The organism is Rhodohalobacter sp. (assembly GCF_034521535.1).
Taxonomy (GTDB): Bacteria; Bacteroidota; Rhodothermia; order Balneolales; family Balneolaceae; genus Rhodohalobacter.
Genome location: NZ_JAXHMF010000005.1, coordinates 1,105,181 through 1,129,308 on the forward strand (window position 1 = coordinate 1,105,181; position 24,128 = coordinate 1,129,308).

Below are 24,128 nucleotides of genomic sequence, written 5' to 3' on the forward strand. Positions count from 1 at the left end.
CAACAGTTGAAGATGAGTAAAAACGCTACAATTGATCACTTAAAAATGGGAATTCAGAAGTTTTTTAAACTATCTCTCCTTGTTGCTGCATGCATCGGCATTTTCTCCGTTCAATCAAACGCGCAGAGTTCTGCCCAGGTGAATATTGTAGGAATTCCACCTGTATTATCGTCACCTTTTGCTGATGATATAGAAACCAATTTCAAGACCGGACAATATCAGGTCATCTTCAACTACTCCAGTTTTAGCAGTCAGCCGGTCGATTTTGTATTTGAATTTACGCTCACCCGCAACAATCGCACAATCATTGAGTTTGAATCACTTCCCCGTGCATTCACCCCGGGCAGTTATGTATTTGCAAACTTCTTTGAGGAGGTACCCTTTCCGGTGACCCCGAAAGATGTACTCAACCAGCTTGATAAAGAACTGCAAAATCAGGTTGTTCAATCGGGATCGATACCTGAAGGAAACTACTCGATTGAGATATCGGCAAGACCCAATGTTCAGCAGTCCGGAATCAATACATTGCCGGGAATGTCAATTTTCACGGTCCGCTACCCACCACCGCCAATTTTAGTATCAGTGCCTGACGGATCAAACCTGACTTTTGAAACACCTACCTTTGCATGGACACCGGTAGCCAGTTCAATGGGTGGCCTTTTTGAATATGACTTCCTGCTTGTGGAAGTTTTTAAAGGACAAACACCGCTTCAGGCGATAAATAGTAACAGGGAGCATGCTTCTGAAACACTGACCGGTCAAACCACACTTCCCTATACTTTACAATATTTGCCGCTCGAAGAGGGTGCAACCTATGCCTGGCAGGTTACGGCTAAGGATGCCAACGGACGAATTCCACTTCAAAATGACGGAGAGAGTGAGATTTATACGTTTACGTATCGGGATAAAGGTGCGGGAGAGGATGTTGCAGAAAAGATTTCAAGTTTGGAAAGTATTCCTTTGGTGCCCGGTTTTGCTGAGCTCAAGGAATTTAGAAGAGTTGATATCACAGAAGATGTTAATTCATACGTCATTAATGGAATGGCGATGTTGGAGATTGATTTTGCAACGGAAGAACTGATCCAAACCGAAGCAGAATTGAGAGATGTACGAATTCAAAAACAATCTTTAGAAAATCCGATTTTATTTGGGGGTTCGGTTAGGGCTTCGTCGGATATATTGTCCTCATTGGCGAGAGAAATTAAAGATTATGTAAGGTTTGAAGACGTAGAATGGGAATTTGGACAAGGGTTTTCAGTAGCCGCAGATGTCGTAACAACGGATGGTACGGTACTGGCATCAAACAACGAATTTATGCTCGACCCGATTGGCCTTGTGGGAACAGTAGAGGCGTTATCGGAAGGGGATAGCTCTCCAATTGCTTCTTTAGGTGCCGAACCATTTGAAATATGGATGACATCAATCCAAATTACAATGCCCGAGGGAAGTATCCGAGGAAGTGGCGATGTACGGGTATTTTCAGAAAAAACGTGTGAAATTCCTTCTTTCAGCCTAGATCGCGAATATTTCAGCACATTTTTAAACTGTGAGCTGGATAAGTCGATACCACTGATTCCCGATTCAGATAAACTGACACTTTCAATGAAGGATTTGACAGGTCAGGTTGCGGGATCCTGGAGTAATGATGAACTAAGTTATAGTACCTCTCTGCGAAGCAGTCTCGAATTTGAACTGGAAAATGAACTGTTAACTGACGAAACCTGCGGTGCATCAGGAACAATCAGATTATCAGATGAAAATGGTTTTTCTGCAGATAATTTTGTGTCAGATTGTACTATACCTGAGCCTAAACTTGATTTAGGCATGTTGAATATGGGCTTTTCAAATTTAGATTTGGAATCGATTGATTATTCTGAATCGAGTGGCTGGGATTTTGCAATTGAAGTAGATGCAATGCTTGAATTTGCAAAAGAATCGTCACCGAAATTCCCGGCAATAGAGGGAGTTACAATTTCCAGTTCAGGTATTGAATTTCCTGAAGTTACTTTTACAGAAACTGATCTTTTCGATTACTCGCTGGATTTAGGAATGTTTGATTTGAGTTTATCGAACTTTCACTTGGATACACCACAGTTTCCTTGGTTTACCCTGGATGATTCTGAAGCCGGACCATGGAATTTTGATTTTGACGGAAGTATTGATTTGACAAATCAGGGAGTTCAAAATCAGCTCCCTGCATGTTTGAGAAATTCTTCTGTAAACCTGGTTGATGCCGGTGTTCAGAATGGAAGGATACAGGCGGGGTTAGAGCTTGAAAACAGCGGCTCCTGCAGATGGGAGTTCTTTGAAGATTATGCCATAGTCATAAATGAGATTGGGGGAGATTTGGCAATCGATTACATCGATGGTGAACTGGATCCGTCTTTAGCCCTTAATTTAGATGCAAATCTTGAAACGGGAACTCCTTTTTCTTGTGATGGCGGGAATGTCACAAATTTAAATGACCCTCTAAGTCTTGTACTACTGGATAATGGTTTCAGCCTTCAGATAGAAGATTTTGTACCCGCCTGCCCAATTGAAATTGGACCTTATACTGCTCAAATCACACAGTCTGATCTGAATCTTGTTTACACTGAAGGAGGGAGTTTAGGCGGCGAAATTTCCGGACTGGCTGAGTTAAACCTGGGTGAAGGTCAGGATACATCAGGTTCATTTACCTACGACTTTGAAACCGGCAGTTTTACAGAGTTGAATTTTGAGATGACCGGCCCGTTTGAGTGGGGAATCCCAAAGAATAATCCTGTATTTGTATTTCAACTCGACAGAGCCACACTTACAGAAAATGGATTGAATATTGATGGTCGGCAGCAGCTTCTGATTGATGATCAAACGATGGGAGCTACATTTGACCAATTGGTTATAGATTGGGAGACTTTCCAGGTTGAGGGAGGAAGCGTCATTCTGGATGACAGTCTTAGTTTTGAGGCGGGCATCAATGAAACGACAAATGAACTGGACTATCAAGTGACGTTAAGAGACAGCTCTCTGGCTCTATCGCCGGGTGTTTTGTTACAATATGCAGGTACAGTTGTAATCGATACAACCGGTATTAAAACCAGTGGGAGTGCATCAGGCGAACTGAATTTCGGTGATATTTCACTTGACCAAATTTCAGTGACATATTCGGATGATTTTGCAATGCGTCTGGATCCTTTTGGAGTTCGAAGCGGAGAAGCAGAAATCTACTGGGATGAGCAGAGAATTGCTCTGATAAATGAGAATGGATTCAATCCGGATATTGGCTTTTTTGGAGATGAGTTCTTACCTGACAGGATACCACTTCCACGCGAAGAGATTGCCTATTTGCAAATTAAAGAAAATGATCAACTGCTGATTGAAACCAACCGCATGCAGGATGGATCTCTTCAGATACAAACACTGCCAGGCGAAAGTTTACAGCTTGTTATTCCCGGTATGCAGGGCAGTCAGCCGTCGGCTCCAAGCGTAGATGTTAATTTAACTGATTTGAGAATTAATCCATCTACGGGGAACTACATTTCCGGTTCAGTTTCCGCATCAATTCCTGAGGATAGTCCCGAGTTTAGCTTGGAAGAGCTTGGTATACCCATGACGCTAAACCAAATTGTTTATGAGACCAGGAGTTTAACTGCGAATAATGATATTTCAGCTCTGTTTTTAGAAGGAGATTTAAACCTGATGGATCAGCAGCTGGAAAACGGTGGCCAGATTACTCTGCTTATTGATAGCGAAGGTCGGGCAAAAGGAAATGTAAACCTGCCATCTATTGACTCCACTATTCCTTTAAGCCCATCCAATAACCTTGTATCACTACAGGTAGATTCAATATCGGGTTATGTAGATGTACCTGTAGTACCGGCCGGTACACCCGATTTTGAGTTTAACTTTAGCGGTGGCTTTCAGATTAACAATCCGGATGGAGAAGTAGCTGCTGAGGCAGGTATAGGTGCCAGATTTTCAAACTTTGGTTTTTCAATTACAGATTTTGATGCCTCCTCTCTAACTGAGAGTGCAAAGGTTGATCTTGGACCGATTCGATTTTCGGTGGATCAAATCTCATCTCTTTCACTGAACTACTCAAAAAATGATGGGTTTACTTACTTCGCCGATCTCGATTTTTCACTGGCTGTCGTTCTTTCCGACGGGGAAACCATAGATATTCCTCTGAAGCATGTTTCATTAAGAGAATTTGATGGATTTGTCATCCCGGAACAAAATATTCACAGCGGTACTAATCCGGCTTTAAATTCTCCCGCGTTCGATCTGGGGGTGTTTTCCATAAAACCGCTGGCATTCCGTATGCCAAAAGATACCCTGCATCTCGACTCAATTGCTGATGATATACTGGATATGAATCCTGAATTTGATTTAGAACTATCATTTCCTCAGTATCAACAAACAGCACCGGAGCTATCTCAAGTCTCATTAACCCTGAATAGCGTAGGATTGGATAATGGAAATCTGACCGGCTCTATTGTTCCGTATGATGCTTCCAGCGATCCGATTGAATTTCCTGTCGGCTCTGGCGTTTCCTTATTTCTGGATGGTTTTGCCGGAGAGTTCTACGCTACGGATGAAAACACGCAAGGAGCCGACGTTTCTCTCTCCGGATATATGGGAATGCCGGATTGGTTTGAAGGAACTGGATGAGATGTGTACGGATTCCCGCATAGATCTTTCCCTTTCTACGGAAGGAGGCATTTCGGGAACGGTAAATAACTTTATGCCATGTGGCCAGCTTCAAACAGGTCCTCTGGCACTGAGTTTTGGCCAATCTGATTTGATGTTTTCATTTTCCGGTAGCGGTCAAGAAATCTTACTGGATGGATTGGCTACCGCACTGATTGAACGTGAATCCGCCGGTGATATTTCTGCCAGCGGTAATTTGGAATTCGACTTGATGCAAGGCAGAATTGTTGATGGAAGTATTGGAATCAATGAACCTTTTGATTGGTACATACCTGAAGATGATTCTCTGTTCGCGTTCACCGTTCAGAGCGCTCAATTGGATACCACCGGCTTCAAATTTACGGGCGGCGGATCATTGTCAGTAGGAGATGGTTCTGTCTCTACAACTTTTAATGATTTGGCAATCAACCTCAGATCAGGAAATATATCAACAGGGAGCGTCGAAATATTAAACGAATTTGCGGTCGATATTTCATTCAATCCGACTCAATGGGCGGTTGTGGATCCTGCGTCAACAATCGACTACAGTGCAGGAGTACGATTTACAATGCCTTCAAATATAGAAATTGATCAGAATGGATTGCAGGTTGATGGTGAAAGTTCGGCTTCGCTCAGATTTGGGGATGAGTCTCACGATGGTCTACTTCTCGATTTCCAGCAGCTGGCTATTGGAATGCAGCCGGTGCAGGTCGTTTCAGGTCAGGCAGATTTGATATTACAGGATGGGCAAAATCAAACCCGGCTTGCCTGGTACGATTCCCAGGGATTTCATGCAGATAATATTGCGGGAGCGGTTGCCATGCCCGATACGCTTGGTTTACCCAATAAAGACATAGCCTATATTGTATTGAGAGATGAGCAGGGACAAAATCTGATTCAATCAGAAAACGTAGATGATGGACTGGAACTTTATACTTCAAACCCGGTCCCGCTTGTGATCACATCGCTCAGTGACGGACAGGGAGATTCGCCTCAAATCAATGTGAGTTTTAGTGATGTAGTCATCAATGATGCATACGAGGTTATCAGTGGAAGTATAACTGCCGATGTAAGTGAGACACCTCTGAATATGGAAGATTATGGAGATTTTCCTATCAGTCTCACGGCTCTGCATTTTGAAAAATTAAATGATCAACCTCACAAATTATATGCTGACGCAAAATTAACACTCCCTGAAGCATTTGATGAGATGGAAGTACTGGTTGAAAAAATCACAATGGGTGTTGACGGCTTTACTGAATCCACATTCGCTTTTGGAGAGTTTTCGGAGTCACACACTGAAGATGATGATGTTGCTTTGACGGAGCAATCATTTGCTGACGGTGCATTTGAAATGGCAGTACGCGGTGTGGAATTGAATTTTGGAACGAATGAAGCCTATAAATTCTCAGGTGATATCCGAAGTTCATTTCTGGAAAATGCTGACGGGGATACCACAAATATACATTTTGCGGCAAGTTTTGAGCAAAGCGAATGGGGTTTTAATTTGGATGTAGATCATTTGACTCCCCAGGAACTTCCGATTGGTCAGGCAAAATTAATTTTAGATGATATACGAGCTGAATTGGTTGATGAGGATTTTGCAGTGATCATGGATGGGAGGTTTACTCTTGCTGAGATTACAGGAGATGATACGGAAATCAGTTTAGAGGGATTAAGAGTGGGTACTGCCGGAGTATCCGTAGACAGTGTTAATACTGATGGCTTGACCCCGCTTTCTATCAGTATGTTTGGAGATGAAGATAACATCACCATTCAGACTTTGGGGCTTCAATTTACAGATAGTAACAGTCTATTGATTACGATGGACGGGGCCTTATCATTTCTGGATCAAACATTTGATTTCGAGGATTTGAGAATTGGTTCGGATGGGACTTTTTCACTAGGCGCGGGAGGTATAGATCTTATTGATTCTCCTGTGCAAATTATGGATCAATACATGGTATTGAATTCATTATCAATCGGGGTTCAAAACAATAAAGCCACCCTAACAGCTGACGGAGAGGCTTCATTACCCGAACCGTTTAATTCTACATCTGCTCTTTCTATATCGGTGGACCATCAGGGAAGTACAAGTTTTTCCGGGCCGGATTTTGTACTTGAAGATGCAACCGTTGGCTTGGGTAGTATCGCAGATTTAAATCTTACAGGAGTAGGTCTTCAGATTAACAATATCCATGAAGGCGATATGATATTCTATGCCTCCGCGGATGTTGATATCGATGGCGACAAAATTGAGCTTGGACAACCGGGGGCCGTTTCAAGTGCCGGGGTACGTTACAAATTAAGTGATCAGAAACTATCCTGGCATAACATTTCTGCGCCTGATTTTAGCTTCAATGCCGGTTTTTTTGATATGACCATTTCAAGTGTTGCACTTGAAGACGATAACGCAGAAGTATTTGGAATAAGCATAAATGCGTCTGCAGGGTTAACTCTAGACGGTATTGACGGATCTTTAAGCCTGGAAGGTTTTACAATAGATCAGACCGGTATCAAGTCGATGGGCGAGCTGGACGGCGGTCAGTTTAATATGGCCGGTGTTGTGGATATAACAGTTGGTTCTATGGAGTGGGGAACGGATGAAGAGATTACCATCAAAGAGCAATCCTATGATGAAAATGCAGAAGGTGCTCCGAAGAATATTGAGGAAGGGTCTGAAAACTCAAAAATGGTTGATGAATACCTGAGGTTTGCTAGTGACGGTGAGGAAAGTGCTGTCAGTATCAGTATTGATGGAGGATTTAGTGGTACGGTGAAGGAGATATTTTATTACAGAAACAGCTCCGAGTTTTATCTAAATATTGAAGGTGTTGATATTAAGCTGGGGGATAGTGCAAGTCTGTTTGCCAGCATGGAGTATAAAAAAGAGCCGGATGGGTTTATGCTGAAGGTTGCCGGGGGCGGTAATTTTGAGACACCACAGGGTGAAACTTACGGAATAGCTGCACTTGGCAGAATGTCGACTCTAAATGATCAGTTTAGTTTTGGGATTTTTGTATCAGTCTCGGCTGAAATTCCACTTTTCCCCGGTGTGATTGTACTCAATGAGTTGGGAGGAGGATTCTTCTATAATGCTACAAATCAAGACTTTGTGGATGTTTTAGAGCTTGTTCAATATGATATGTATAACAGTACCCCTCCCTGGGAAGATAGGGAAGGAGATTATGAGTTTGCCGTGGTATTGAACGTCGGAGCAGGTTTGGTTGGAAGTGCCGGGGCATATGCTGTTGAGGGACGGGCATTCCTGTTGCTCACGGATGAGTTTATCGCTTTGGATATGCGCGGAGAAATACTGAACCAGGGAGATAGCATAAGTGCGGGGTTGTATTTGACCGTAGAGTGGAGCCCAAAATTGAGTATCAATGGAGGAATCGGCGTTGATATCAATTATAGTGGTGTTGTCACAGGTGGTTTAACTATCGATTTCTTTGTTGAAGAAACCGGACCTCCTGCGGCGGCTGGTGAAGATATAGAAGTAATCTGGGCAATTCATGGTGATGGAGATTTAAATATTCTTAGTTTTATAGAGGCGGATGCATCATTTATTGTTAGTCCGGATGGATTTTACACGGAAGTTTCAATCAGTCAAGGATTTGATGTTTGGGTTATTTCAGTAACCAGTAGCTGGGAAGGATCTATATGGTGGCTGAAAAACAGTGGTCAATTTGGTGCTTATGTAGAGATTGGTTTCGATGCCACTCTGTTTAAAGTGGCAAGTGTTGGGGGTACGTTAAAGGGAGCCTTGATCGTAGATGACGGTTATTTGGTATATGCTTCAGCCAGTGCATACGTAGAAGTATTTATGGTATTTGAAGGCCGCGTGGGGCTATGGGTCTCTGCAAGAAACGGTAGGTTTAACGGAGGAAAGGGGAAAAACGCAGAATTTGAATCCTTGGTTGATGAAGCCAGACAGCAGGCACAAAATCTTGGGGATCAGATGTCTGAAGCACTGGATGCCTTGGATGATCTGCAGTCAGAACCTGAAGTGATGAAAATAGGAGAAGGTGTTCTTTCTGCGGCAGGGATGACTCTATTGCAACAGGGTGATAATTATCAATCCAGTTTTTACAGTGCAATTATTTTCAGAGAAGAGAAACTGGTTTCTGGGAACCGGGCTGTTCCTCAAGTACTGAGAGATATACGCGAACATATTGTAGACGGGCCGGGAATACCGGATGAGTCGGAATATGACCTGGAATCTCTGAGAAGCGAAATGGAGAATAAGATTAATGCACTAACCAATGTAGCCGGAAGCACCCAAGAAAGGCTTCAGGGTACTTATGAACTGGCACTGCAGTGGGAGGAAAGTGCTCAAACTTTACTGGAGGATGAAATATCCTCACCTGTCAATTCAAGTGTATTGAACAAAGATGGAGGAATGACACCTTCATTTAGTGTTGACAGTACCGCTGCTTCAAATAATCAAACCAAACTGGAAAATCTGAAACAAGAAATAGATCAGCTGGATGCAAAATATTCAGCAGCTATTGATTCAGTACGAAGCTATATAAATCGTATTGATTTAGCTCTGTCCAGAAAGTATACACTCCCAAGAGTTACACGTGTTGGCCTGGATGGTCAAATGCAAATAGAAGGGCAACTTACAATTGAGGAAAGCGCAAACGATGTTTCTGAAATATATGCAGAAACTTCTACAGCCATCGATAAATTTTATGGCAGTTACATTAACCACCGATGGAAGTTAAACAGGTGGGCAAATGTTCAGCGTGCCGGGTACTTTAATCTGGTAAGTGGGTCTGAGAGACAGGCAATTATTGATGCTTATGAATCGACGATTGAGAACTATTTAGATGTAAATGTTTTTAATATCAACATTTCCGGTGAGAACTCATCTTTAGACTATACGGCTGATTCCGGACATTCGATTAGTTCTACCGAAAGGGGAAATGTTAGTAATCTGAGTTCAAATCAGTACTACAGAATTTTGCTTGCTGACCCCGGTACCAATAGCAGTCAGGCACTCAGTGAAAAGAGAGATTTTAGAAGTGAAATGTTAAATTGGGGAAGAAATGATAAAGACTCCTTTTTGACAAACTATTTTGTAAAAGGAGTTGAGTTCTGGTACGACCTGCCTACAATGGGTTTTAGTGCTTTAAGAGATTCATCCAGATCACAGGCCGAAGAGATGGCTGATCTTTACGATAGTAGAATAACACAAATGGAATCAGCCCATGAATCTTTTACAGCAACCGTGGATAATATCCACAAAGCCAAAGCATCTCTTTATATGACGTTGCATGGAATGGTTGATATCTATGCGGCCAGAATGGCAGATATTGCCGGTGATTCTGCAGCTGAAGACCTGAATGACTTGAAACGTGATCTGGAAGAAACTCTTACTCCTCCGCGAATTAACAGTATTCATGTTGATCGCGACCTGGATAGCTATAACAATAAATTAACAATGAGCTGGCAAGCAACCCACCCTTCAGGAAATGTTGTTGAAAATAGCTACCAAATGAGTAGAGGAAGTACCAATGCAACAGTAATTGTTCCGGATATGCTATCCGTTGGCAGTGATAATGAAGTAACCCGTTATATTTTTAGAAAAAATGTAAACGAAGATGACTTGAACTTTACAGCTGTTGTAAGAGCAAGAGGGCCTTCCGGAACGGCCATAAGCAGACCTGCTGCGTTTACGGTGGACGTTAAAAATAACGGATCGGTATTTGGATCTTATAATCTTGGAACACCAATATATATACCGGGTTTCTCACCAGGTTCAGATGATGGAGTAGCTATTTCAGACGATACTCCGCCATCACGACCATTGGTTAGCTTCGATTACCGAAAGGCTTACCCGGTTGGCCAGCAAAGCGGATCGAAAAGCCGCTGGGCAAATGAAACACATGAAATTAAATTTATTGGAATTTCTTTTGATCTTGAATCTGATATTGCGGCTTTTGAATATGCTTTGGGAGACAGCAAAGGGGACACAACCATTGTAGGCTGGACCCGGGTTCAGGGAAGAAGAGTAACCAGAAACTCTTCTTTAGTTTCAAATACTGCCGGTACAGATAATATTGCTCAGGAAATCACAATTCGGAACCTGGATTTAACGACAGGTCCACACTATTTAAGTGTAAGGGCAGTAAATGGTGAGGATATGATCAGCAGTGTAAAGGAAGTTGGTGAACCTATCCGGTTTGATGGAACTCCGCCGGTTATCTCTTCTTTCAGTCAGCAAGATATATCGATGCCTTCTAAAACAGGCAGAGGAGCAGATTATAATGAAGCGGTTACTTCAGCTCCAAATTATGAGGATCCTTTGGATTACACAGAGAGAAGCCCAAGAATTACGGTGGATTGGGATGAAGCCTCTGATGACCTGTCTGGCGTGAGAAGATACCGATATATCGTATCTACCTCACCGGATACAAGTACGGCATTTGCAAATCCTGAATTCGTAGATTATACAAACAATACACGTGAAGTAATTACAGACTCTCCGGTAAGTTTTTCAAGAGAATTTTATGTGTACATTCAAGCTGAGGATTATGCAGGAAATCTTAGTGAAGATGTGATGGTTTACGGCCCAATTATAGCAGAAGACCCAACTCCACCGATACATCCGAAAATTGCTGCCTCATATGAAAACGGAACTCCCGGATTCTATTTAATTCGACCGTCCACTGATCCTGAAACAAATATTGATGGATACGAAGTGAATTTTAAAACGGGACTCTTCTCAAGCTATCTAAATGAGTGGAAAAAAGCAGACTTAAGCAGTTCAAACAAAGTTGCCATGTTCTTTTATAATCTGGCAGCATATGCAGATCAAACTACCACTAATACCACTGCAACCTTTGTTGATTTACCGGATATAGATCTACCGGAAGGTGAGAACTTGTTGATGTTCGTTCGTTCTTACAATAATCAGGGAACCCGGTCAGGTTTTGCTATGAGTCATTGGTTTGTTTACGATACGTCACCACCACAGAATCCATCTGTTTCATTGAGTCGAAACGGTAATAATGTAACCATTTCGGCTTCCAGCATTCAAGATCCTGAAAGTGGGGTAGTTAAAGTTGAATATAAAGTTGAGGATACCAGTGCTACTTTAAGCCACTTGAAAACAATTAAATCCTGGTCTGACTTTATAAATGTAACCGGTTCACCTAAAAACGCATTAAGCGGAAGCAGGACGGTAAATATATCCGGACGCAATTACACAGATATAAAAGTTTATATTCGAGTTACGAATACAAATGGTCAACAAAACACAGTTACCAAAGTACCGAGTCCAATTATTTACAACATGATCAATACCGGAACCAATATTTCGGTTTGGTAAAATTATTTAAGTTTATAGAAGTGAATATAATTTTATGATTAACATTCAAGCATTTGTTTGGAAACGACATAAGCTGACGTTTACAGCTATTTTTAGTTTCTTTTTCGCTGCATTCATGGTTCCTGCAATATTGGCTCAAAACCAGGATATGCGATATGCCATTGGCGAAGATGGAGTCTATATCTATCATACAGAACGTTTAGATATAGGGGATGGGTTTAATATTTACAGGTCTGATCCGGGAAGCGATGAGTTTATAAAACTCAATGAAGAGCCCATTCGGGGAGCCATTTATCCATCGGAACTGCCTTCTGTTCTGGGTGATATTTATGAACCTGTTCGATTGGCACTGGAAGCTGAAGACGCGACGGAAGTCTATTTTACTTTACGTTCGAATATTCTGTTGGGAAGACTCTATACTTTTGTGCATCCGGAAATAGCCCAGGCACTGGGACGGGTATATATTGATACTTCAGTAAACGTAGGTGATAGGGTAGAGTATCGAGTTGAAATTGTGAATGACCTCGGAGAAGCAACGGGTAAAGTTTTAGAGGAAGAATTCGAGATTGAACCGGTAAGTGCACCAAACCCCGAAAATTTTACGGTTGAAAATGATGGCTACGAAATTACCTTAAAATGGGACTACCCTTCAATGAATTCAGTGGATGATAAGATCATTCGTTTTGAATTATACTATATGGATCAAGGAGAGACTCTGATTAATGAAAAGTTAATACTCCGCGATAATAATAGAAATGAGTATACACACAGATTTACCGTTGACGAATTGGGAAAAGAGTTTGATTTTTATGTTTCCGCTGTAGATATCACCGGACGGGAAGCGGCCAGAAGTGAAACCGTTACAACGTTTATTGAAGACAACATAGCGCCCGGTCTGGTGGATAATGTTCAGCTAGTAGAAAGGTCTCAAGGACTGGAGTTAAGCTGGCCCGTTAGTCCTGAAACGGATTTGGCAGGTTATGCAATTTATCGCAGCGTTAATTCGGATGATGATTTTGCGAGACTGAATGATGAACTGCATGATCCAATAAACACTGTATTTATAGATAGTAGCGTTCAGGAAGGAATTACATACTTTTATAAAATTTCTGCAGTAGATAACTCCGGTAATGAAGGGAAAAGAAGTGCCAATGCTATGAGATATATTTCTGATAACACCCCACCGGCTTCTCCTGCAATGTTATCGGCTGTCGTGGCTGATGACAACTCCACAGTAAGATTATCCTGGGGTGAATATAACCGGCCTGAAGATTTTCGTCGATTCATTGTTTTAAGGAGAAAAATTTCAGGCAGTACGAATATCTCTTACAGCCAAATCAGCGAGGATGAATTGATTAGCACCCTGCATGTTGATCGCGGCGTAGGAGGAGCAAGTTTTGAAGAAGGTGTATTTTATGAATATGGTGTTGTTGTTGCCGACAGTGCGCGGAATTTTAGTGATACAACTTTTACGAGAATACAAATACCCGATATTACACCTCCCAATGCTCCGGTTAATGTTATTGCAGATAACGTAGGCGGCGTACGGGTGGATTTAACCTGGAGTCCGTCACCCTCGGGTGATGTAGTTCTGTATAATATTTACAGAACAGAAGGAGAAGATGAGTCGGTTTTGTTAAGTAGTACTGAGAAAAACAGAAGGATCATTCGAGACGAAAATGTACAAGCCGGTACAGAATATATCTATGCCGTCAGTGCAACAGATTCCCTGGGTAATGAAGGCGATATGATGGAAAGTTCACCGGTTCTGGTACGTAATTATGACCCACCGCGAAAAGTGAGAAATGTTCAGATTTACAGTAGTGAAAATGGCGTTGATATTACCTGGGAAGAGGTGCCTGCCACCGATTTAGTTGGGTATATCGTATATTCATCAAAAATTTCTGCCGGACAATTTGAAGCTCTTCATGAAGAACCCATTCAAACAACTTCATTTAAACACTCAGGTGGCAATGAAACGTTCTGGTACAGAGTGCGGGCGATAGATTCGTCCGGAAACTTGAGTGATATGAGTGAGCCTGTTAAGTTAAATAGTGAGACGAATTAAACAGTATTACTTTCCTAAAATTTTCTTTATTTGAGTTCCAAGTAATATTGAATAGAATTAAAATAATGTTGGTACGATTTACGGTGAATTCGAAGCTTTTTGTTATAGCTCTTCTCATTAGCTTGGTCCCAATTTTTGCAGCAGCCCAAAGTCAAACCGTCTCACAGGGAATACAGAAGTACCAGCAAGGGAATTTTCAAGAAGCGATTGATTTGCTGGAAATAGCTAAGTTTAATAACTCAATGAATGCTCAGGGTTATATCGTCTTAGCTTCATCTTATCTTGAAATTCAAATTCCGGAAAAAGCTGAAAATAATGCTCTGGAAGGGAAAAGTATCTTTCCGGATATATTAGCCTTCGATTGGATTATTGCAGAGGCACTGCTGAACCAAAGAAAAATTCAGAAAGCCCGGAATAAATATCTGGATGTTCAGGATGCACTTCATCAGGGAAGATCATTGTCACCCTTAAATATCAGTAATGAAATCTTAAGGGTCAGGCTCGGACAAGTTTATCAGGTGATGGCTTCGGATGCTTATCAAAACGATCAATTTGATCTTGCAATAAACAGAATGACGAATGCTGTTGAGTTCATGACAGATTCGGTTCAGGTTCATAAGAATCTTGCAATTCTTTTAATAGAACAGGAACAGTATGACAGGGCGCTGGAAGTTCTCGATACGGCAAAAAATATATTTCCCGACGATACAGAGATTTTAAGGATTAAAGCCTCTATATATTTTAAAACTGAAGAAAGAGACAAATTGATTGATCAGTTTGAGGAATTATATCGCACCGACCCTGCAGATATTGACAATGGCTTGATTTATGCGGAATTGCTGATGTCAAGTAATAAGACATCAGATGGAATAGATGTAATTGAGGATTTAATGGAAAGACATCCGGAGGAGAAACGAATTTATAGAATGATGGCCGAGATCAATGAACGTCAATTTAATATAAGTGGGAAAAGAGCAGTACTGAGAGAGATGCAAAAGCAGTTTCCCGATGATTATTCCATTCTCGAAGATATCGCTGAGACATATAAAAGGGAAAGTAAGTGGGAAGAGGCCAGAGCCGTATATGATTCACTAAAAGTTAAGACAAACGATGTTGTTAAATATGAGTTGGAAAAAGCCTCAACCTGGGAGCGCCAGGATTCTTTAGCTGTAGCTGAAGTGCTTTATAGAAACTTACTGGAAGAGTATAACGGTAATGATAAGATTGTTTTGAGTCTCGGAAATAATTTAGAAAAGCAATCGAAGTGGGGTCAGGCATATCTTATTTATCATGATGCTCTAGATAGTGTTAAAGAAAATGATGTTGTCCTCGATACAAGGTTGGCAATAAGCTCCGTGAAATCTGATCAGGATTCCGCTAAAGTATATGTTGATCAGGCATTGAATTTAGGATCTGAAAATCCGGCCTTATTTTTGGAAGCTTCAAAATTGTATCTGGGAATAAATAATCAAGAGAAAGCTTTTGATTTAGCTGAAAGGTCATTGCGTAAGAGCTTTAGTGATTTGGCCAAAGAGCAGACTGTTTTTGAGCAAAATCTGGATAAAGAGGGAATTCTTGGACAAGCCGGCAACGTCACTCAAATTGAAAAGCTGGAATTTTTAAACAGTATATCCGAAGAGGCGTTTGAGTGGCTGGCCTATTCATTTAAGGGGAAAGATGTAAAGCCTGTGCTTGATGAGATGATTGATACCTATAAAACTTCAGGAAAGCTCTTCTTTTTAGTTGGTAAATATTATTATTCCCGTTCCGAAAAAGAGATTGCAGAAACTCACCTCAAAAAGTCTGTTGAATATTCACCTGAATTGTTTGAAGCGCATCTGGAATTATCTGAAATACATGAAGATAAAGGAAATATTGAAGAGGCAATAGCATCACTTGAAAGAGCCTTATCTCTGAACTCAACTGAATCAACAGTCTACTCTAAGCTAATACAGTTATACAGGGAAATTGGTCAATTGGATCAACTATCAGATCGATGGAGTGCAAAATACAGAGCGGATAAAAATAATGAATTATTAAGAGAGCATTTGATTGAAGCGCTACATAAAGCCGGCCGTTACGACGAAGCACGTGAAATAATCGATCAGTAAGAGTGCGTGATTATACCTAATTACTTTTGACTTATTGAGATCAAACTCCGATTATGTGTTTGTTCTGTATAAAAATTAGGTGTTTGCAACATATTAAAGATGGCTAAAAAAGAAGACATCACTCTGCTTTTGAAAAGAGCGGGTGAAGGCGAAGATGTATACGATCAGGTCTATCCGCTGGTTTATGAGCAACTCAGAAATATTGCGAGTGCCAGAATCAGCCGGGAAGGAGATGGCCACACCTACTCGAAAACAGAACTGGTACACGAAACCTATCTGAAGATGATAAATCAGGGTGAGATGGACTACCAAAACAGAAGCCATTTCCTGGCGATCTGTTCCAGCTGCATGCGCCAAATCTTAATCGACTATGCACGAAAAAAGAAAGCGTTGAAACGTGGACGCAACTACGATAAATTTACATATGTTGATGGTTTGATTGAGTCTGAGGGGCAGGATCTCCAGGAGTTAATAGATATTGACGACGCTATGAAAAAGCTGGAGAAACTCAATCCCAGACTCAGCGAAGTGGTGGAGATGAGGTTTTTTGGAGGAATGAAAGTTGAAGAAGTGGCAGAAGTTTTGGATGTATCTGAAAGTACCGTGCACAGGGATTGGCTGAAAGCAAGAGGGTGGTTATATCAAGAGTTGAAGGGGTTGGAAGAAAATTAATGTAGATTATTATCTGTAGAAGCAAATTTTAAGGTTTAACCCATAGAAATGAATTCAATAAATAATTTATGAATAGAACCTTACTAATAATTGCACTTGTTCTTTTTGCCGGATTTTCTTTTTTCTCCTATTCGGTTAAAGACAGCGTTCTTACCGGTACTTCTCTCTCGTTTGACGAAGGGGAAGAGGTAGGTTCATTCGCACTGCCGGATATGTCGGATGTGCAGATCGAATTGTCGGACATCATAAAAGATAACAGATATACCTGGATTAACTTCTGGGCTTCCTGGTGCGGTCCCTGTCGCGAAGAAATGCCCATGATGAGTGAACTTTACAACGAATTTGCCGAACAAGGTCTGGCTATTGTAGCTGTAAACGTCAACGAAAACAAGGAAACGATTCAGAACTACCTTGATCAGTACCCGGTTCCTTTTACGGTATTGCGAGATTCCTCCGGGGAAATTACACAGTCGTACAATGTAGAAGCTCTCCCAACATCCCTGTTGGTGGATAGCACAGGGGCCGTCCAGCGTATCACAGTTGGCTTCAGTAGAGCATGGGAGTACCAAATTCCAAACCTTTTTAGCAACGATGAATGAACCTGCCATTTCAATTCAAGGGCTGACAAAAACGTATAACCAGGGACTCTTCAAAGAAAAGGTTCTGGCGGTTAATGACCTTTCCATGACAATTCCGGAAGGCTCTGTAGTGGGTCTTATCGGTTCAAACGGTGCCGGTAAGACAACCACGATCTACTGCATACTTGGGACTCTGATACCCGATGCGGGCCAAATTTCGATTTACGGTCATCCTCCCCAATCATTAGAAGCAAAAAAACGCATTGGTTTTCAGTCGGAAATTTTCAATACCTATAGCTTTCTCAAGCCGGAAAAAGCTCTTTCTTTTATGGAAAACTTGCCGGTATAAACTCCGATAATCTACCGGCCAGAATTGATGAGAAGCTTTCGAGGCTGGGATTATCGGGTGCTAAAAATCAAAAGGTTAAATCCTTCTCAAAAGGTATGAATCAGAGACTGGGGATCGCTCAGGCCCTGCTGCATGAACCTGATTTGCTTATACTGGATGAACCTTTCACGGGGCTCGACCCGCAAGGGCGACGGGAAATTATTGAGATTATTCGGGAGGAAAAAGCAAAAGGCAAAACCATATTCTTCAGTAGCCACATTTTAAGATTAATGCAGTTTACATTTCTGTAATAGACTTTTAAATTCAGTTTTTAAAAATCCTATGTAACATCGTTCTCTGAGATTACCGGCCTATCTTTCTAAGCTCACGTTAAAATCATATCAAGCAAAACCGGATCCTGAAAATAAATGACAGGATACCGGAACCGTTTACGCTTATCTATTAAAAGACCCATTGGTTTATTCCGGTAACTCATTTTCAAATCAATATAAAATATTGAATTCTGTGTACTTCCGGGAATATCCTACATCACAGATTTGAGTCAATAACTTGAAGTAAAGCATGCATTTAATAGAAAAAATCCAGCTGGTATGAAAACAACGTTTACTATTGCAGCAACTCTATTGATTTTAATTTTTGCGCCTTTTTCATATGCGCAAATCACAGTCAATTCAGATATAACAACGAACACGACTTGGAGCGCAGTTGACTCACCGATTTCGGTTCAAAATACAGTGACCGTGGAGAGTGGGGTTACTCTCACCATTGAGCCCGGTGTTACTGTGGAAATGGGCAGCGGTGCATCGCTTTTAATTGATGGGGCTTTAGTTGCAGACGGTGTGGATGGTAATGTGATCCTATTCACTTCTGCTGAAGCTACTCCAACACCGGGAGATTGGGGATCCATAGAATTTAGAAACAATAGTGATGCCGGGTCAGTGTTTGATTACGTTATTATAGAATACGGAGCAGGGACAGATCGGACAGGAATGGTGTTTTATACTACCGGTGCTTTTGGAGTTAATATTTCAAATTCCATCTTCAGAAACAGTGCGGTTCACGGAATTAACCTTCGTGCTTCATCACCAACACTGGATAATTCTGAGTTCTATGACAATAATGGTTATGGTGTCTATACTGATCTTAGTCTTAACTATACGGTTCAGAATAGCATCATACGCGACAACGCTGTTGGAGGTATACGTGTGCCAATCAACTCCGGTGCACTGATTACAGATTCAGAAATTGATTCAAACCCTGTGGGAATCTTGATTGACAACGGGGGTATACCAACCATTACCAATAATCAGATTGTAAATAATGAGTATGGTATCAGAATAATTGAGGTAGGAGCTACCAAGCCCGAAATTACGGATAACACGATTTCCGGTAATACAGAATATGGAGCCGAAAACTTGAGCTCTACGGTATTGGATGCCAGGTTTAACTTCTGGGGCAGCTCATTGGGGCCTACGGTAAATTCGAACCCTTCCGGTAACGGAGACCGGGTAACGGAAGATAATGTGGAATATACTCCCTGGAGGTACGGAGCTACAGATCTTCCGGTCACTGAAGTAACCACAAATGTGCTGGAAAATACAGTATGGGAAGGCGGAAACGTCTACCATTTAACCAGCAATATTACGGTGGGCAGTGCTGCTGTGTTGACCATAGAGCCGGGAGCTGTAGTTAAATTTGCTTCGGGTATATCTCTAAGTGTAGATGGTCAGCTTATTGCCGATGGTACTACTGAAAATCTCATCTTTTTTACATCAGATCGCGATGACGCAGCCGGCGGAGACTCCAATGGTGATGGGGATGCTACCACGCCATCTCAAAATGACTGGAATCAGATTAATATTAATAACCCGGGATCTCAAATTTCCAATACCGTTATCCGATATGGAGGCAGCAGTAACACCTTCGGTTCCGGTGTTTTGAATTTAAGTGCCACAATTTCACTTAGCGATGTAATTGTATCGAACAACTTCAGGAACGGTGTATATACTGAAGTAGATCAGACGGGTTGGACGAATGTACGTGTAATTGATAATTCCAATTATGGAATGCTTCTGGATGAAGTCGGTTTGGTAATGACCGGAGGAGAAACCTCACTCAATGGAAGTACGGGATTATACATTAGGTCATCCGAGTTTGAAAAAACGATTGAACTGAACGGTTTTGTCTCTTCAGAGAATAGCAGCCATGGTATTCATATTGATGGAAATTCCAGCAGGCAGGGGGCGAGGATATCATCACTGCAAAACTCGGAAATTAGCGGGAATGGCGGATCAGGTCTGCTTTTGTACTATTCGGAAATCGGCACTCAGGAGTACATAGGTAATTTGATTCAAAATAACTCGTCACATGGTGTAAATCTCAACCATGGCATGACTGCTGTAGAGATTGTTTTTCAAGGTAATCAGATAGTAGGTAATGGTCAGTCGGGGATATTGAGTACCCAGGCGCGGTTTATTGATAATGAGTTTGAGGGGAACCGGTTTGGAATCGGAGCCTGGAGGGAATTAGGCCATATTTATACCGATGAGAGCGGTGTAGACGGAAATACGTTTACCGGCAACACCTATCCGGGTGCCATCGCCCTGTATGCAAATAATCTGAACGGGACGCTGAGCGCTACGGTACCGGTTGCCTTTTCCAATCCCACCTATGTGTTAGCCTCTACGGGTACAGCCAACAACAGTTCTCAGGTACTGACGATTGAACCGGGTGTAACGATTAAAACCTCTCCTGAACTGGTCAATGAATTTTCAGAGCTTCGTTTTGAAGGACAGTTGATTGCCAATGGAGATGAGGTGAATCCGATTGTATTTACCTCGGTGAATGATCACACCTACGGCGGGGACGTAAGCCGTGTGGATGACAGTTCCTCACCGTCTCGCGGAGACTGGGGTGGAGTAGAGCTGAACCGTTCGGGTACAGCAGGTTCAGAGTTGAGTCATGTTTATTTCCGGTATGCCCGAAACGGGATCAGGGTAGGGGATCTGTTCAGTAACCCATCGGGGGTAGTCTACACCAATACGTTTGAAGATATCTGGGTGGATCAATCCTCAGACAATGGATTTCTGGTACGTGAGGGAGCCGTTACGCTGGAGAGGCTGCGAGCGACCAATAATGGTCGAAGCGGGGTAGAACTGGAGGATGGAAACAGCGGGAATAGTTTTGTTGCCCGTGCAATTGTTCGCAATTCGGAGATTACCGGTAACGGAGGCTCCAATACCAATTATGCGGGACTGCTTGCACAAAGTTTTGGAGACGGCGCTGCCTTTACGGAAATATCCAACAGTACCATCAGCGGTAATTCCATCGGGATTCATATGGAAAGCCCATCAGTGCCGGTCTCAATATTAGGTAATGAAATTTCAAATAGTTCTTCTCACGGAATATTGATTAACTCACAACTTACCAGAATTGATCTTGCATACATTGGAAATCAAATTTTGAATAATGGTCAGTCGGGGATATTGAGTACCCAGGCGCGGTTTATTGATAATGAGTTTGAGGGGAACCGGTTTGGAATCGGAGCCTGGAGGGAATTAGGCCATATTTATACCGATGAGAGCGGTGTTGACGGAAATACATTTACCGGCAACACCTATCCGGGTGCCATCGCCCTGTATGCAAATAATCTGAACGGGACGCTGAGCGCTACGGTACCGGTTGCCTTTTCCAATCCCACCTATGTGTTAGCCTCTACGGGTACAGCCAACAACAGTTCCCATGTACTGACGATTGAGCCGGGTGTAACGATTAAAACCTCTCCTGAACTGGTCAATGAATTTTCAGAGCTTCGTTTTGAAGGACAGTTGATTGCCAATGGAGATGAGGTGAATCCGATTGTATTTACCTCGGTGAATGATCACACCTACGGCGGGGACGTAAGCCGTGTGGATGACAGTTCCTCACCGTCTCGCGGAGACTGGGGTGGAGTAGAGCTGAACCGTTCGGGTACAGCAGGTTCAGAGTTGAGTCATGTTTATTTCCGGTATGCCCGAAACGGGATCAGGGTAGGGGATCTGTTCAGTAACCCATCGGGGGTAGTCTACACCAATACGTTTGAAGATATCTGGGTGGATCAATCCTCAGACAATGGATTTCTGGTACGTGAGGGAGCCGTTACGCTGGAGAGGCTGCGAGCGACCAATAATGGTCGAAGCGGGGTAGAACTGGAGGATGGAAACAGCGGGAATAGTTTTGTTGCCCGTGCAATTGTTCGCAATTCGGAGATTACCGGTAACGGAGGCTCCAATACCAATTATGCGGGACTGCTTGCACAAAGTTTTGGAGACGGCGCTGCCTTTACGGAAATATCCAACAGTACCATCAGCGGTAATTCCATCGGGATTCATATGGAGCAATCTTCGCTGCCTGCCACAATACAGGGTAACACGATCGAAAATAATGCCAGCAATGGTATTTACACACGGTTGGTATCCGTTGAAACAGATACATCACTGACAATTTCCGGTAATACTGTATCCGGACACACATCAGGTACAGGTGCAGTTGTTACTAGGGCAATTATCACTGATAACACCTTTGAAAATAATGCATTTCCTATCGGGTTAATGGGCGAACTGTCACGTGAGGGAAGTGCAAACGAAAACGGGACACTATTTAGTGGAAACGTGATAGGAGAACATACTTACGCAGATGCTATTGCACTCTACTCTACAAATGGTATCAGTCTTGAGGGTAAGCTGGGATATACCTGGCCGGAAACATATCAGAATGCTGTTTACATTCCTGTAACCGGTACTACGTATATAAACTCATCAAACAGTGTTGATGTGGCTCCGGGTACAGTATTTAAAATGGGGCACAACTCCTCAAGCGACTCCTATTTAATTGAAGGTCAATTTAATGTAGTGGGTGGAGTAGATAACAAAATCGTATTTACCTCTATAAAAGATGATTCATTTGCAGGAGACACCAATAAAGATGACAATGCCACACTACCTGCCAAGAGTGACTGGAATTATCTGGAATTTCGAAATTCCGGGTCGAGCAGTTCACTGATAAAGCATGCCATTGTCCGGTACGGTAGATACAACTTCTATATGGATAACACGGAAGCAGTAATTGACTCGAGCTTTTCATCAAATGCGGATCGAGGTGTATTTACTCGTGATGGAGCCAAGCCGACTATCCGTAATTCAGAAATCCATTCTAACAATGTTGGTATTTACGTGAACTCAGACTCAGATGATCCCAATATTCACCTGAATAATATCTATGACAATACTGACGCGGGATTATATGTGCGAAGAGATGTAACCGCGATAGATAATTATTGGGGAGACTTAACAGGACCGTTTGTCGATCAGGGTTCGGATCTGAATCTGGACGGACAAGGTGATCGAATTGAAATTAACGGCTCTTACGAAGTTACGTATCGTCCATTCTTGACGGATCGAACCGGTGTATTACTGGGTGATGTCAGTGAAGATGGTTCCATATCTGCGTTTGACGGCTCACTTGTACTTCAATATGTGGTTGAGCTTATCTCCCTGGAAGCGTCACAAATTGCCGCCTCAGATGTTTCCGGTGACGGATCTGTGAGCGCAATGGATGCTTCTTACGTACTGCAATATGTAGTTGGGTTAATTTCAGGATTTCCGGGAGCGGGTAAAATTCCTGAATTGGAAGCTGATCAGATATATGAAATAGAAACTATTGTTGCCGACAGATATTTTGATCTGATCATAAAATCGAAAGGACAACTGAATGTTTATGCAGGAGAAATTGCGCTAAACTATCCTGAAGCGAGCGTTTCCGGTGTAGAGGTTATAAAGACACCTGATACGGCCAATTGGAACTCCATCGAAAATATCGACCGGGGTAACCTTAAATTGGCACTGGCAGGAATGGAGCCAATGTCTGAGGCCGGTGACCTGATACATCTTCGGTTTAATCAAAACGGTGATGACCAAATAGAATTGAGAGATATTCAAATTTCAAATCTTGTGATCAATGAAGTAGATGTAACAGAGAGTGCTGAACAGGATCTTTCGGATCAAACTGAGAAATTATTACCTGACTCCTTCACCCTGAATCAAAATTATCCCAATCCATTCAACCCGGCCACCAACATTACGTATCAAATACCGGTTGAGGGACAGGTTTCTGTGAGGGTTTTCAATTCTATCGGTCAGGAAGTGGCTGTCCTGGTTAATAATCAGGTTCAGACAGCCGGTACATATCAGTTAGAGTGGAACGCGCTTAACGTATCCAGCGGGATTTATTTCTACAGAATTGAGGTCAACGGACCGGACGGCAGACAATTTACTGACGTAAAAAGAATGACACTCATCAAATAATC

9 protein-coding genes are annotated in these 24,128 nt (G+C 42.2%); all 9 read left to right on the plus strand.

The window, feature by feature from the left end; all coding sequences use genetic code 11:
• Positions 1 to 12: 12 nt before the first annotated feature.
• The 9 genes from U5K35_RS11805 to U5K35_RS11845 all read left to right on the plus strand — a co-directional run bounded on the left by U5K35_RS11805 (position 13) and on the right by U5K35_RS11845 (position 24,126).
• Positions 13 to 4,650: a hypothetical protein gene (locus U5K35_RS11805; RefSeq protein ID WP_322571665.1), complete on the plus strand. Its 4,638-nt coding sequence runs from the start codon at positions 13 to 15 to the stop codon at positions 4,648 to 4,650.
• A complete protein-coding gene (locus U5K35_RS11810) occupies positions 4,574 to 12,007 on the plus strand; it encodes a hypothetical protein (protein WP_322571666.1) in 7,434 nt (2,477 codons plus the stop codon). Before U5K35_RS11805 ends, U5K35_RS11810 begins: the two co-directional genes overlap by 77 nt.
• 34 nt (positions 12,008 to 12,041) lie before the next feature.
• The gene (locus U5K35_RS11815) at positions 12,042 to 14,075 is read left to right on the plus strand and encodes a hypothetical protein (RefSeq protein ID WP_322571667.1); all 2,034 of its coding nucleotides are present in this window, start codon (positions 12,042 to 12,044) and stop codon (positions 14,073 to 14,075) included.
• 65 nt (positions 14,076 to 14,140) lie between these two features.
• Positions 14,141 to 16,186, plus strand: coding sequence for a tetratricopeptide repeat protein (locus tag U5K35_RS11820; RefSeq protein WP_322571668.1), 2,046 nt, complete (start codon positions 14,141 to 14,143; stop codon positions 16,184 to 16,186).
• A gap of 99 nt (positions 16,187 to 16,285) precedes the next feature.
• Positions 16,286 to 16,858, plus strand: a complete 573-nt coding sequence (locus tag U5K35_RS11825; protein WP_322571669.1) for an ECF-type sigma factor — start codon at positions 16,286 to 16,288, stop codon at positions 16,856 to 16,858.
• 68 nt (positions 16,859 to 16,926) lie between these two features.
• The gene (locus tag U5K35_RS11830; protein WP_322571670.1) at positions 16,927 to 17,457 is read left to right on the plus strand and encodes a TlpA disulfide reductase family protein; all 531 of its coding nucleotides are present in this window, start codon (positions 16,927 to 16,929) and stop codon (positions 17,455 to 17,457) included.
• Positions 17,450 to 17,785, plus strand: coding sequence for an ATP-binding cassette domain-containing protein (locus U5K35_RS11835; protein ID WP_322571671.1), 336 nt, complete (start codon positions 17,450 to 17,452; stop codon positions 17,783 to 17,785). The genes U5K35_RS11830 and U5K35_RS11835 overlap by 8 nt, the downstream gene beginning before the upstream one ends.
• 23 nt (positions 17,786 to 17,808) lie before the next feature.
• On the plus strand, positions 17,809 to 18,075 hold the full coding sequence (locus tag U5K35_RS11840) for an AAA family ATPase (RefSeq protein WP_322571766.1): 267 nt from the start codon (positions 17,809 to 17,811) through the stop codon (positions 18,073 to 18,075).
• A 300-nt stretch (positions 18,076 to 18,375) separates the two neighbouring features.
• Complete coding sequence (locus U5K35_RS11845; RefSeq protein WP_322571672.1) at positions 18,376 to 24,126, plus strand: right-handed parallel beta-helix repeat-containing protein; 5,751 nt, start codon at positions 18,376 to 18,378, stop codon at positions 24,124 to 24,126.
• The last annotated feature ends 2 nt before the right edge of the window (positions 24,127 to 24,128 follow it).